The 13,091-nt window shown below is 51.2% G+C and carries 12 protein-coding genes, 1 tRNA gene and 1 rRNA gene; 2 read left to right on the top strand and 12 right to left on the bottom strand.

Annotated features, from left to right (window positions below):
* Positions 1-81 precede the first annotated feature (81 nt).
* Together HQN87_RS31065 and HQN87_RS31060 are read right to left on the bottom strand one after the other, a co-directional pair.
* Positions 82-783 carry a pseudouridine synthase gene (locus tag HQN87_RS31065; RefSeq protein WP_173141068.1) on the bottom strand — a complete coding sequence of 234 codons (702 nt, stop codon included), beginning with the start codon at positions 781-783 and terminating at the stop codon, positions 82-84.
* A complete protein-coding gene (locus HQN87_RS31060) occupies positions 770-3,043 on the bottom strand; it encodes a HAMP domain-containing sensor histidine kinase (RefSeq protein ID WP_246553199.1) in 2,274 nt (757 codons plus the stop codon). Before HQN87_RS31060 ends, HQN87_RS31065 begins: the two co-directional genes overlap by 14 nt.
* A gap of 359 nt (positions 3,044-3,402) precedes the next feature.
* Between HQN87_RS31060 and tadA the strand changes: the two genes are divergently transcribed.
* Both tadA and HQN87_RS31050 read left to right on the top strand, forming a co-directional pair.
* Positions 3,403-3,912 carry a tRNA adenosine(34) deaminase TadA gene (gene tadA, locus HQN87_RS31055; protein ID WP_173141064.1) on the top strand — a complete coding sequence of 170 codons (510 nt, stop codon included), beginning with the start codon at positions 3,403-3,405 and terminating at the stop codon, positions 3,910-3,912.
* Between the two features lie 37 nt (positions 3,913-3,949).
* Entirely contained in the window at positions 3,950-4,525 is a 576-nt protein-coding gene (locus HQN87_RS31050; protein ID WP_173141062.1) for a GNAT family N-acetyltransferase, read from the top strand.
* 101 nt (positions 4,526-4,626) lie between these two features.
* Here HQN87_RS31050 and HQN87_RS31045 read toward each other — a convergent pair whose 3' ends face one another.
* The 10 genes from HQN87_RS31045 to rrf all read right to left on the bottom strand — a co-directional run.
* Positions 4,627-5,721 (bottom strand): DUF6612 family protein, encoded by a 1,095-nt coding sequence (locus HQN87_RS31045; RefSeq protein ID WP_173141060.1) that lies wholly within the window; start codon positions 5,719-5,721, stop codon positions 4,627-4,629.
* Between the two features lie 103 nt (positions 5,722-5,824).
* On the bottom strand, positions 5,825-5,977 hold the full coding sequence (locus tag HQN87_RS31040) for a small acid-soluble spore protein P (RefSeq protein WP_173141058.1): 153 nt from the start codon (positions 5,975-5,977) through the stop codon (positions 5,825-5,827).
* A gap of 11 nt (positions 5,978-5,988) precedes the next feature.
* Complete coding sequence (locus HQN87_RS31035; protein WP_173141056.1) at positions 5,989-6,330, bottom strand: hypothetical protein; 342 nt, start codon at positions 6,328-6,330, stop codon at positions 5,989-5,991.
* A gap of 153 nt (positions 6,331-6,483) precedes the next feature.
* A tRNA-Ser gene (locus HQN87_RS31030) sits at positions 6,484-6,572 on the bottom strand.
* Between the two features lie 65 nt (positions 6,573-6,637).
* A complete protein-coding gene (serS, locus tag HQN87_RS31025; protein WP_173141054.1) occupies positions 6,638-7,927 on the bottom strand; it encodes a serine--tRNA ligase in 1,290 nt (429 codons plus the stop codon).
* 90 nt (positions 7,928-8,017) lie between these two features.
* Positions 8,018-8,602: a pyridoxal 5'-phosphate synthase glutaminase subunit PdxT gene (pdxT, locus tag HQN87_RS31020; protein ID WP_173141052.1), complete on the bottom strand. Its 585-nt coding sequence runs from the start codon at positions 8,600-8,602 to the stop codon at positions 8,018-8,020.
* Positions 8,603-8,619: 17 nt separating this feature from the next.
* The gene (gene pdxS / locus HQN87_RS31015; RefSeq protein WP_173141050.1) at positions 8,620-9,501 is read right to left on the bottom strand and encodes a pyridoxal 5'-phosphate synthase lyase subunit PdxS; all 882 of its coding nucleotides are present in this window, start codon (positions 9,499-9,501) and stop codon (positions 8,620-8,622) included.
* A gap of 118 nt (positions 9,502-9,619) precedes the next feature.
* The gene (locus HQN87_RS31010; protein ID WP_173141129.1) at positions 9,620-10,984 is read right to left on the bottom strand and encodes a D-alanyl-D-alanine carboxypeptidase family protein; all 1,365 of its coding nucleotides are present in this window, start codon (positions 10,982-10,984) and stop codon (positions 9,620-9,622) included.
* A gap of 159 nt (positions 10,985-11,143) precedes the next feature.
* Entirely contained in the window at positions 11,144-12,601 is a 1,458-nt protein-coding gene (gene guaB / locus HQN87_RS31005) for an IMP dehydrogenase (protein ID WP_173141048.1), read from the bottom strand.
* 393 nt (positions 12,602-12,994) lie between these two features.
* A 5S ribosomal RNA gene (gene rrf, locus HQN87_RS31000) occupies positions 12,995-13,091 on the bottom strand; the annotation flags it as partial.

Raw genomic sequence — 13,091 nt, 5'->3', positions numbered from 1 at the left:
AAAGAGCTGTCCCTGAGGCCGTTACCGGCTTATAGGGATAGCTCTTTTCTTTGCTGTATCCATTCATATCGTAGATACAGCTTATTGCAGCTCATAGCTCAGCATGACACCAAGCTCCTGCTTCTCTTGCGGTGACAGCTCACGCCATTCCCCGGTCTGCAGGGCGCCCAGCCGGATATTCATCACCCGGATACGTTGCAGACGCCGTACTTCATAGCCGAACGCGCTGCACATGCGGCGGATCTGCCGGTTCTTGCCTTCGGTAAGAATAATCCGGAATACCCGCTCACTGATCCGTGTAACCTCACAGGGAAGCGTCTTGCTGCCCAGAATCTTCACCCCGGTTGACATGCCTGTAAGGAAGGATGGAGTGACCGGCCTGTCTACAGTCACCACGTACTCCTTCTCATGTCTGCCTTCCGAACGCAATATTTTATTAACGATGTCTCCGTCATTCGTCAGCAGAATTAATCCTTCGGAATCCTTGTCGAGCCGGCCAATGGGGAATATGCGCTCCTCATGGCCAATGAAATCGACAATATTGCCCTGAATATGCGCTTCTGTGGTTGAAGTGATGCCCACCGGCTTATTAAGCGCAATATAAACGATCCTGCTGCCCTTCTCAAGGGGTTGTCCGTCAATCAGCACTGTATCCCCCGCTTCGGCCTGGCTGCCCAGCAGAGCAAGCTCACCGTTGATGGTGACTCTCCCCCCCTCGACCAGCTTGTCTGCTTCACGGCGTGAACAATATCCTGTCTCACTGATGAACTTATTGATTCTCATGTTTGTCTTCACTCCGTTCTATATTCATGCCGGCCGGAGGGTCCGATTCTTTCGCTTCAGGCAGCTTGATTATCACCTGTGCCCCCCGGCCGTACTCGCTGCTTATCTCCAGGCTGCCTTTGTGGGCCTGAATGATCCGCTGGCTGACCATCAGGCCCAGCCCCGTTCCTGACTCTTTATTCGTGAAGAACGGCTCTCCCAGCTTGGGCAGCATGTCCTCAGGCACACCTCCGCCTTCATCCGTGATCACTATAACTACAGAATCATCCTGCTGATGCTGCTCCAGGGTAATCGTTCCACCGTCCGGCATCGCTTCAATCGCATTTTTGATCACATTGATAAATACCTGCTTCAGCTGATTCTCTTCACAGTGCACCATAGCGGGTACGCCCGAGAAATGCGTTGCGAACTCGATGCCGAACAGGTGCGCCTGGCTATCAAGCAGGGAGACTACATCGCCGACAATATGCCGCAAATCCCTCTGCTGGAAATGAACAGCCTGGGGCTTGGCCAGAATCAGGAACTCGCTTACAATCAGATTGATCCGGTCCAGCTCCGAGAGCATCAGATCAATGTGCAGCGGAACCAGAACCTTCTTCTCCTGCTGAAGCTGCAGGAACCCTCTCAGGGTAGTCAAGGGATTACGAATCTCATGGGCAACCCCTGCGGCGAGCTGGCCGACTGTAGTGAGCTTCTCCGAGCGTCTGAGCAGCTCCTCAATCCGGTTGCGCTCGGTCATATCACGGGATACGTGTACAACCGATTGCGGCTGGCCCTCCTCATCGCGGATGACCGAGCTGCTGACGCTGACTTCGACCAGCGAGCCATCGCGCTTCAGTCTGACCGTCTCAACAGGCGGCAGCGCCGCCCCGTCCTTCAGCTGCTGCAAGCGCAGGCTCTCCTGCTTCTGAACGGTGGCCGGAACGAGATAAGGCGGCTTGACCAGAGCATCCTCTGCACCCCATCCATAGAGTTCCTCGAAGGCTCTATTCGTACTGATAATCCGCCCGTCCATATCCACCGTGTGAATCGCATCCGAGGTCCCGTTAATCACCGACTCCAGATGCTCCTTCACCGCGCGGTTCTCCTCCAGCGTCTGCCCCAGCCGGTTCGTGTGCTGCAGCAGATGTGTTGTCATCGCATTGATGCGCTGGGCAAGCTGTCCCAGCTCATCACGGCTTGTTACCGTAAGCGCGGGCTCAAATTTACCCATGGCCACATCATTTACCTTAGCCAGTATATCCTGAATCGGGCGTGTCACAACACCAGCCATAACATAACTGGCTAAGAAAAAGATAATCAGCAGCAGCACCGAGGTGGTGATATTGTTGATCAGCTGCTCTTTGATTACCGAAGAGATAGCCCCGTAATCCATTACCACACTGATCACGTAATCGGCAGATCCCGGCTGCTTAATGGGAATGAAGCTCTTGAGTACTCTTTTACCCAGTGCCTCTGTATCCAGCGTGATCGGCTCGCCCTTGTTCAGCGCTTCCCGGATGGCCGCTTTATCCTCTGCCATATTGCCGTATGTATAAGTACCGTATTGGATAGGGCGGTTGCGCAGCTTGGTATTCTTGGGATCGGTGCCGTCAGGCAGCATGCTGGGCGCTCCAAAAGTCTTCGGATTTATCCCCGTGATCTCCAGAATGCCGGGGTTTACGGCTTTGGACTCCCGGATAATTTCATCGGGATTCATGATTTTGACATAATCGCTTACCGCTGTACTACGGACATACGGATCTATGATATAGTTGCGGGTACCATCATAATAATAACCCCATTTATCAATGTACTCGGGATTGGAGGTTGAGTATTCAAACGGACCGGACCAGAAATTCTGCAGGGCCTGTCCCTGATCGACAGAGACCTGCTGGCCTGCAAACAACTCCAGGAAAGCCACATACCAAAAACCCATACCCTTGGTTGAAAGTCCAATCTCTGCGGGATCGGAAGACCTGGCAACGATAATATCATCGGCGGTCTTCACCAGCAGCGAGATATTAGACACACCCAGCTTAATGGACAGATCCTTCAACTGCTCATTGTTAATATTCCTGATGTCCGGGTCTAGCTCATAGGACGCCAGTATTGCGGTCATTCGCAGATTCTGGGCAATTTTGTGCTGCACGTAGTTGGAGCTGTAGCTGCTCTGTTCAACCGAAACGGCAACCTGCTTCGCAGTAATCTTCATATTGCTGACACTCTCATTACGCAGATTACTCCGGGCTGTATACAGATTAAGTGTTAGGTTAAGCATCAAGATTAAGAGTACTGAACCAAATATAATCGCTGATAATTTCGTTTTTATGGACAACCGTATTGTTCACCTCTTATCCGCTGGTAAATCCTAGCGGGGCATTCCTAATTATCATACCTTTTGCCCTTCCATTTGAAAAGACATTTCCCAGCAGCTAAACACTGGCAGATATTGAATTATAGAGACAGTTTCTCTACAATAAGTAGGAAACCATCCACAGGTTATGCACATATAAACATTTTGCTAAATTACGGTGTGTACAAAATTGTGTATAAGTCGGCTGTTATCCACAGAGTTGTACACAATTTGTTAAGAACGAATATTTGTTCGTTGTACAAGGGGCCATAATAGAAGGGAAGATGAATTTGAATATCAGGCTTGAAGAGTTGTCCGCAGAGGAGCGGGCCATTCATGAATATTGGATGACAGAAGCGATAGGAGAAGCCCGTAAGGCCGAAGCCTTGGGCGAAGTACCGATTGGCGCAGTGGTCGTCCACAAGGATCACATTATTGGCCGCGGGTACAATCTGCGTGAAACCACACTCGATTCCACTGCCCATGCGGAGATGGTGGCGATCCGCGAAGCCAGTACAGCGCTGGGTTCATGGCGCCTGCTCGATTGCCGGCTCTACGTGACCCTGGAGCCCTGTCCCATGTGCGCAGGGGCCATGGTGCAGGCCAGAGTGCCGCTTACGGTGTACGGCACGCCCGACCCCAAGGCCGGCTGTGCAGGCACCTTGATGAACCTGCTGGAGGAAACGCGCTTTAACCACCGCACAGAGGTCATCCAGGGCGTGCTGCAGGAAGAATGCGCGGAGCTGCTGACCTCCTTCTTCCGCAAGCTGCGTCAGAGACCAGCTAAGCTTTGAACCACCCAACATACTATTTCCCCAAGGAGGATGCCTAATGTCATTTAAACTGTATAATACCCCTCAGGGAATCTACCTCTCTCTGCTGAAGCTTACGGATGCCGAAGCGCTGCTTGACCTCCGTCTGCGCAACCGGAAGGAGCATCAGCAGTATGAGCCTCTCCGGGATCATGATTACTTCACGCTGGAGAGCCAGCGGCAGCTGATTAATCAGCGTATCCTGGATGCACAGCAGGACAGCGCGTATATGTTCGGGATCTACCTGCTAAGCGGCGAGCTGATCGGACAGATTACGATTTCCAATGTGGTACGGGGAGTCGGACAATTTGCCGATATCGGCTATTTCATTGATCATGAGAGACAGGGTAAGGGATATACCAGCGCAGCGGTGCAGCTGATTCTTGGATATGCCTTCCGCTCGCTGGGACTCCACCGGGTGCAGGCCGCCATCCTGCCTCATAATACCGGCTCGCGCAGAGTGCTGGAGAAGAACGGCTTTCAGGCGGAAGGGCTGGCCCGCCGCTTTATCAAAATCAACGGAGAATGGCAGGACCATCGCACCTACGCCATTCTGGCAGAGGATTTTCTTCCACAGGAGCAGAAGTCCCAGTAACGGCTAGTTCCACCTTGCCGCCACCACCAGCTGAGGAAAAGTAAAAATCCCGTATCAGCGGATGTCGCTCATACGGGATTTGTGTATACTGCACTATTGGATTAATAAGTACTTGTACCCATGCCTCCGAATTGCTGCTGCAGCTCTTCCAGAGTAATGACATCATCGCCTTGCGGAATGCCAATCTTGAAGGTCTGCTTCTCATTGATCTTGCTGTACTGGTTGCTTGCATTCATGGATAAGGTGACGTTCTCACCCTTCTCAGGATCATTAACCTTGATGTCCATGAGCATATCCTGGTATACCGGATAGTCATCTTTATTAACCGCAGTGTTCAGGTGGAACTGGTTAATGGTAAGATACTTATTCAGATCGGCCAGGCTCTTATCAAACTCGGCACGTGCCTCGCTGGATTGCAGCTCTTCCTTGGCTTTGGCCAGATCAGCAGGGTCAACCTGCAGCAGATCTTTATATTCATCCTTACTCAGAATATCCATGATCTTAGGCAATGCGTTGTTCACGAGAATCGTAAGCGCCTCTTTGACATTATCATTGGTTACCTGGAACTGAACTACCTGCTTGGCATCTACGCCTTCAGGCAGGCCGGCATCCTTAGGTTTGATATTGTTGAAGTATTTCGCTTCATCATACTCGCCCAGCAGTGTGTTCATCACTTCATTCGACAGCTTCTGCACTTTCTGTGCATCCATCTGCGCAGGATTGAATTCTGTTCCCTGCTCTTCGGCCAGCTTCTTCAGATCCACCTCTACGAATTTATTGACAATCGTCTCAGGAATCGGCAGGAACGGAATCGAAGGGACTTTGACGTACAGCTTCTGTCCGGACATAACCATTGGAACCGTGAAGGACATCGCCATATCCCCCTTCAGATTCAGAACCGTTGTAAGCTCAGTCTGCATCGGCTCAGCCTGATAGACTCCATCAATCGTAAGCTCTGCATTCTTAAGCATGCTTAGAATCTGACCCGTCGAAGCGTCAGCCTCATTAGTACCGGTGTCTATCGTCAGATCGTTAATGACCACCTTACTCTTCATTTCGTAAGATTTCATGGCTGTAGCTTTGGCTGCGGCTGAAGTCAAAGCCTCCTTCGGCTCCTCCTTCTTTGCACAACCCGGCAGAATTACTGCAGCCGTAAGCAGCAGTGCAGCAGCGGATAACCCCCATTTTTTGTTCATTATTTTTCTCCTCTCCCATGTAAAAAGTTTCTTTCCCCTCCCTAATGATAAACCATTTGGCAATTATGAGAAACATTTCTCTTCATTTTCATTTTAAATGTGTTTAACCCTGCGGATTATTATGGTCCACATGGTTCGCCTGCTTCACCTTTTTAGACCCGGATAACGGCGCGGGACCTGAAGAATGATGCTCCTTACGGGGTCCCTGGTTGTCCTGCTGTACACCGGGTACAGCCATGCTCTTGGGTTTGCTCATTGGTTAGCCTCCTATGGATTGGTCAAGCCCTGAAGGGCTTGCGCGCATTCATGAATCTGTCTCGTATACTGCTGTGCCAGAAGCTGTACAGCATCCACATGCTCGTCCGCATGTACCCCGGCCTGCTCGGCATCAAGCAGATCCACGGCAACCTCGCGGCTATCCACATAGGTGCAGCGGAAATCCAGCGAATACCCCTGCCGTCCTGCTGCATTGAAATGAATGAGCAGACTGTTCTGGTTCGCGGCATCCCCTTGTACGCTGAAGCTGTCGCCGCTCTCCATCAGTGACGGCAGGCGCTCCTGCCAGGCAGACACCAGACTTTGCTGGTCTACTTGTAATTGTCGGTCCATCTTTATGATCAGCCTCCTTCTCTAATACATTGCGGAGAAAGCAGACTTTTTATTCCCGCTGGAATGCCTTCCATTAAAAAGAGGCCCCGGTATAACAAAAAAGCCGTCCCCAATGGGGACGGCTTCTATCTGCACAATTTGAATGTTAAGGAATGGCGGAGAGGATGGGATTCGAACCCATGTGGGCTTGCACCCTAACGGTTTTCAAGACCGCCCCGTTATGACCGCTTCGGTACCTCTCCAATGCATCAAAATTTCACATGCATTAGGAATTATACCACGCCCCACAAATAATATGCAACTATAATTATTGAGCAGTTTTTGGATGGATAGATTTCACATTGCGCATATACGGCTGCAGGCATTCCGGAATCAGCACACTGCCGTCCGCCTGCTGGTAGTTCTCCAGAATAGCTGCTACTGTACGTCCTACAGCCAGCGCAGAGCCATTCAGCGTATGCACGAATTCCGGCTTGGCCTTAGGCTCCTTACGGTAACGGATATTGGCCCGGCGCGCCTGGAAGTCCTCGGTATTGGAGCATGAGGAGATCTCGCGGTACATTCCGCTCTCAGGCAGCCACACCTCAAGGTCATAGGTCTTGGCAGAGGTGAAGCCCATATCGGCCGTACAGAGCAGCAGGACGCGGTACGGCAGCCCTAGAAGCTGCAGGACGCGTTCAGCGTCGGCAGTCATCTTCTCCAGCTCCTCATAAGAGGTATCCGGGCTGGCAAGCTTCACAAGCTCCACCTTGTTGAACTGGTGCTGACGGATCAGACCCCGGGTGTCGCGTCCCGCAGATCCGGCCTCTGAACGGAAGCAAGAGCTGTAGGCTACATGATACTTCGGCAGATCACCGGCCGTCAGAATCTCTTCGCGGTAATAGTTCGTAACAGGCACTTCCGCCGTAGGAATCAGATAATACTCTGTATCCCGCAGCTTGAACAGATCCTCTTCGAACTTCGGCAGCTGTCCGGTTCCATACAGGCTGTCCTTATTGACAATGTAAGGCGGCAGCATCTCTTCATAGTTATGCTCACCACTGTGCAGGTCCATCATGAAATTGATCAGGGCACGCTCCAGTCTAGCACCCAGTCCTTTATAGAAGGCAAACCGGGAACCTGTAACCTTCGCTGCCGCTTCAAAATCAATGATATCCAGCTGCTGCGCCAGCTCCCAATGTGATTTCGGAGTGAATCCAAGCTCCTTGGGCTCCGACCAGCGGCGAACTTCAACATTGTCGTCCTCGGACTTGCCAACCGGCACCGATTCGTGCGGGATGTTCGGGATGCTCATCGTCAGCTCGTCAATCTTGACCTCAAGCTCACGTACCTCATCATCCAATTCTTTGATCCGGTCAGATACCGTACGCATCTCTGCGATCAAATCATCAGCCGGTTCTCCATTCTTCTTCTTCTTCGCTACCTCTCCGGATACGGTATTCCGGCGGTTTTTGAGTCCTTCAGTCTCCTGAAGCAGCTCACGGCGGCGCAGATCAAGCTGCGGGAAGCCGGCAATCAGATCGAGCGACTTCCCTCTTTTATTCAGCGCTTCTTCTACTCTGGCATAATCACTGCGCAATACTTTAACATCTAACACAAAGTTTCCCTCCTGAAAACAGCCCAAACTCTTTCAAAATGCTGTTTTGTTTGCAGCTTTGAAAGAGTCAAGATGTCCTTATATGCAGTTCTATAGATCGGCTGCCATACTGTCCTCTACCATATCGGCAAAATATTGATGCAGCCTGTAATCATCAGTCAGTTCCGGGTGAAACGAGCAGACCAGCAGATTGCCCTGGCGTGCCGTTACAATCTCATCGTTATAGAGGGTAAGGACCTCTACGTCCGGGCCCACTCCCTGAATGAGCGGAGCGCGGATGAATACCGCCCGCACCGGTTCAGCGATCCCTTTAACCTCCAGGTCACATTCAAAGCTTTCCCGCTGGCGGCCAAAGGCATTCCTGGCCACGGTAATATCCATCAGCTCCAGATGACCGGGTTCCCCTCCGGCAATCTGCTTCGCAAGAACAATCATACCGGCGCAGGTGCCAAAAACCGGCTTGCCTTGCCCCGCAAACTCGCGGATAGCTTCTATGAAGCCATATTTGCGCATCAGCTTGCCGATGGTGGTACTCTCGCCTCCGGGAATGATCAGGCCCTCTACCTCGTTAAGCTCCTCTATACGCTTAATAGGCATGCCCTGCGCGCCGGTCTTCTCTATACTGACAATATGCTCGGTTACAGCGCCCTGAAGCGCCAACACTCCAATTCTCATCCGAAGCCTTCTCTCTATTAACGGCCGCGTTCCGACATACGTTCAGCCGGGGTCAGCGTGGCGATATCAATCCCCTTCATCGGAGCGCCCAGATTCTTGGACACTTCAGCGATCAGCTTATAATCGGTAAAGTGGGTGGTCGCTTCTACGATGGCACGGGCGAACTTCTCAGGATTGTCCGATTTAAAAATACCCGAGCCGACAAACACGCCGTCAGCACCCAGGTGCATCATAAGCGCGGCATCCGCAGGCGTAGCTACACCACCAGCAGCGAAGTTAACGACAGGCAATTTGCCAAGCTGATGAACTTCCAGCAGCAGCTCATACGGAACACCCAGCGTCTTAGCTTCATTATATAGCTCATCCAGCGAGAGGCCTGTCACCTTGCGGATCTGGCTGTTAATGTGGCGCATATGGCGGACGGCTTCGACGATGTTACCCGTTCCCGGCTCGCCCTTGGTACGGATCATGGAGGCTCCTTCGTTAATCCGGCGCAGAGCTTCTCCAAGGTCTTTGGCTCCGCATACGAAAGGAACTGTGAATTCACGTTTGTTGATATGGAACACTTCATCGGCAGGAGTAAGAACTTCGCTCTCATCGAGGTAATCCACACCCAGGGATTCCAGTACCTTGGCTTCCACATAGTGGCCAATGCGGGCTTTAGCCATCACAGGAATGCTCACTACCTTGATAACCTCTTCTACAATAGTAGGATCAGCCATACGTGCTACACCGCCTGCTGCGCGGATATCGGAAGGTACACGCTCCAGGGCCATAACGGCTACTGCGCCTGCGGCCTCGGCAATTTTTGCCTGCTCCGCATTCATGACGTCCATAATGACGCCGCCTTTTTGCATTTCTGCCATACCTCTTTTGACTCGCGAAGTTCCTGTTTCCATATCTTAGCCTCCCGAAAGATCTGTCCTAATCTAACATGTAATTCTACCGCAAGGCGGTAATATATACAACCTATTTACTGGGATTTTGCCGCTCAAGCAGTCCTGGCCTCCAAATCGGTTAGAACAAGTTCTTAATTCCTTTAAACAAGTCGCCGAAAAAATTCCCGATTGCTCTCAGCAGCAGCTTGAACCAGCCCGCCTTCTCTGCTTCCTCGGCGGTAATCAGATTAACCGTCTTCTCTTGGGCCTGAGACATTCCCTCGATCTGGTACGTGTAAGTGACCTTACCTACTTTGCTGGCTCCAGCAATCGGAGCGACCAGAGTAGCCGGATCATTCGTTACCACTGTAGTTTTGATCTTCGGCGATACTGTACCCTTCGGTACCATGAACGTTACTCCGGCATCGGTAACCACGGGCACTTCTTTGTTCTTGCCCTTCAGCACAGGCACGGTTTCCGTTCCCTCAATCACTGCCTTAGGTGCAACTACCTGCTTAATCTCGAAGTTGTTGAACCCGAAATCAAGCACCTTCTTCGTCTCGGTGAAGCGGTGTGCTTCCGAGTTGGCGCCCATCACAACGCTGATCAGACGCATGCCGTCCCGTACCGCCGTCCCCGTGAAGCAGTTCCCGGCGCTGGAGGTATGACCGGTCTTCAACCCGTCAAGACCCGGGTAAGCGTAAGCCTTGAAGTTAGGGATATTCTTGTTCGCTTCCAGCATCCAGTTATAGTTAACCATCGGCTTCGAGTCACGTTCACGGAATTTATAAGACTGAATCGTTGTGAACTCCGTGAAATCCGGGTGGTCGGTTACAATGAACTTAGCGAGCAGAGCTGCATCCATAGCAGACATTAAGGTCTCGCCTTCGGCTTCCGGGCGGAATTTCTCCGGCATATCCGCACGGTCAAGACCTGTGGAGTTGATGAAATGAGCAGTCTTCATTCCCATTTTCTTCGCAGTTTCGTTCATCATGGTGACGAATTCCTGCTCAGAACCTGCGACCAGCTCCGCCAAAGCTACTGTAGCGTCATTGGCTGAGCCAACGGCCATGGCTATGTAGAGTTCTTTAACTGTATGTTCATCGCCTGCGGCCAGGAAGATCCGCGATCCGATCTGCTTCGACGCATTCTCCTGAATAACAACCTTCTGATCCCAGGAGATCTTTCCGTTCTTCACTGCATCGGACACAAGGTATTCCGTCATCATCTTCGTCATACTTGCCGGAGGCAAGGGCTCGTCCGCATTCAAAGATAATAGGATTTCCCCCGTAGTCGGCTCTATCAATACTGCGGATTTCAACTTCAGTCCTAGTGAATCTACGGTTGGAATCTTGGCTACTTCCGTTTTGGCGGGAGTCTTCGCTGGCGCTTTAGTCCCGGCCTCAGTGGTTGCCGGTTTATTTACCGCCTCTGCCATCGCAGAAGCCGCTGGAAATGCTAACATATTTAAAAGCAGACCTACTGTCGCTGTCTTGATCACCATTTGTTTACCGCTTAGTTTTCGCTTGTACTTCAATGATTACGACTCTCCTTTAATCCTCAGATCAGTGCTTGTTCTATTCTAACACAGGGGTATCTGCAAAAAAAGACAGACAGGACGAATTCGTCCCGTCTGTCCGCAAAATAAACGATTCTATCCAGCTTACAGAGAATAGTTCGGCGCTTCTTTGGTGATCTGCACATCATGCGGATGGCTCTCACGCAGTCCCGCACCGGTAATACGGATAAATGAGGTATCATTGCGCAGTTCTTCTAAGGTCTTCGTGCCGCAGTATCCCATCCCGGAACGCAAACCGCCGATCAGCTGATGCACAGTATCCGACAAGAGTCCTTTAAAAGCAACACGCCCCTCAATCCCCTCAGGAACGAGCTTCTTGTCATCATCCTGGAAGTAACGGTCTTTGCTTCCCTGCTTCATCGCGCTCATGCTGCCCATGCCTCTGTATACTTTGTATTTACGGCCCTGATAGATTTCCGACTCTCCGGGGCTCTCATCCGTACCGGCAAACAGGCTGCCCATCATAACTGCCGAGGCACCAGCGGCAATAGCCTTGGTAATCTCACCGGAGTACTTAATTCCTCCGTCCGCAATAACTGGAATACCGTATTCACGTGCGACTGTCGCACAATCGTAGATGGCTGTCACCTGTGGAACGCCGATCCCGGCAATAACACGGGTTGTACAGATCGAGCCAGGACCAATACCAACCTTGATTACGGAAGCTCCGGCTTCAATCAATTCGCGGGTAGCTTCACCAGTAGCCACATTACCGGCCACAATGGTAAGATCCGGGTACAATTCGCGCAGCTTGCGGACAGCATCAATAATATTGATATGGTGCCCGTGTGCAGAGTCCACCGTGATAAGGTCCACACCGGCTTTTACCAACGCTTCTGTACGTTCAAAAGTATCCTTGGAGATACCGATCGCCGCTCCAACCAGCAGACGTCCTTGAGCATCCTTGGCGCCGTTAGGGAACTGGATGGCTTTCTCTATATCTTTAATGGTAATGAGGCCTTTGAGGATATTATGATCGTCTACCAGCGGCAGCTTCTCAATCTTGTGGCGCTGAAGAATGCCCTTCGCTTCTTGAAGAGTCGTTCCTACAGCAGCAGTAACCAGATTCTCATGCGTCATTACATCTTTGATCTGGATATTGAAATTGTGGATGAAACGCAAATCGCGGTTCGTCAAAATCCCTACCAGCTTACCGCCTTCATCTACGATCGGCACACCGGAAATGCGGTATTTGCCCATCAGAACTTCTGCATCGGATACCCAGTGGTCTGGCGTAAGTGAGAATGGATTGGTAATAACCCCGCTCTCGGAGCGCTTCACACGGTCCACCTCTTCCGCCTGCTGCTCTACGGGCATATTCTTATGAATAATGCCGATCCCGCCCTCACGGGCAATCGCAATCGCCATAGCAGCTTCCGTGACTGTGTCCATACCTGCACTCATCAAAGGGATGTTCAGCTTCACATTCTTGCTAAGTACAGTGGTCAGATCCACTTCCTTGGGCAGTACCTCGGATTTACGCGGAACCAGCAGCACATCATCAAAAGTGAATCCCTCTTTACCAAACTTATCTTCCCACACCTGGGTCATTCCTCCTCAAAATATTCTTTTCTCTACCCGCCCGCCAACTTATGAATAAAGAAACTCCGGCATCAAGTCCATACCCGAAAGACAGCGGTAAAGACCTGGGAGTTATACATAAATAGTGTCTTCAGTTAAGGTTTGAGATGCTTGTCCAAAAATATATTAGAGCTATCTTAGCAAAGGGCATTTGGCCTGTCAAGAATATTACACTGCTCTATGAAGGGATTCAGCGATCTAGCCCCCGGTAAGCGAATTCTTGGACTAAAGTCCGTGTACGGTGGACAATCCTCCTGCAAATTCCATATACTAACACTTCAAGCACTAATATCTTATTTATGCAAAGGAGTACACAAAAAAGCCATTGTTGATGACTCAACAATGGCTTCATGTGCTTGGCAACGTCCTACTCTCCCAGGACCCTTCGGTCCAAGTACCATCGGCGCTGGAGGGCTTAACGGTCGTGTTCGGGATGGGTACGCGTGGAACC

Source organism: Paenibacillus tritici, from assembly GCF_013204885.1.
In the GTDB taxonomy this organism is placed as follows: Bacteria; Bacillota; Bacilli; order Paenibacillales; family Paenibacillaceae; genus Paenibacillus_AQ; species Paenibacillus_AQ tritici.
Note: the sequence above shows the minus strand (reverse complement) of the source record. Positions and strands in the feature narration are given on the sequence as shown.

Bases quoted from the DNA above. Each gene is read 5' to 3' on its own strand.
- HQN87_RS31065 (WP_173141068.1), bottom strand. From the start codon at position 783: ATGAGAATCAATAAGTTCATCAGTGAGACAGGATATTGTTCACGCCGT.
- HQN87_RS31060 (WP_246553199.1), bottom strand. From the start codon at position 3,043: ATGCTTAACCTAACACTTAATCTGTATACAGCCCGGAGTAATCTGCGT.
- tadA (WP_173141064.1), top strand. From the start codon at position 3,403: ATGAATTTGAATATCAGGCTTGAAGAGTTGTCCGCAGAGGAGCGGGCC.
- HQN87_RS31050 (WP_173141062.1), top strand. From the start codon at position 3,950: ATGTCATTTAAACTGTATAATACCCCTCAGGGAATCTACCTCTCTCTG.
- HQN87_RS31045 (WP_173141060.1), bottom strand. From the start codon at position 5,721: ATGAACAAAAAATGGGGGTTATCCGCTGCTGCACTGCTGCTTACGGCT.
- HQN87_RS31040 (WP_173141058.1), bottom strand. From the start codon at position 5,977: ATGAGCAAACCCAAGAGCATGGCTGTACCCGGTGTACAGCAGGACAAC.
- HQN87_RS31035 (WP_173141056.1), bottom strand. From the start codon at position 6,330: ATGGACCGACAATTACAAGTAGACCAGCAAAGTCTGGTGTCTGCCTGG.
- pdxT (WP_173141052.1), bottom strand. From the start codon at position 8,602: ATGAGAATTGGAGTGTTGGCGCTTCAGGGCGCTGTAACCGAGCATATT.
- pdxS (WP_173141050.1), bottom strand. From the start codon at position 9,501: ATGGAAACAGGAACTTCGCGAGTCAAAAGAGGTATGGCAGAAATGCAA.
- HQN87_RS31010 (WP_173141129.1), bottom strand. From the start codon at position 10,984: ATGGTGATCAAGACAGCGACAGTAGGTCTGCTTTTAAATATGTTAGCA.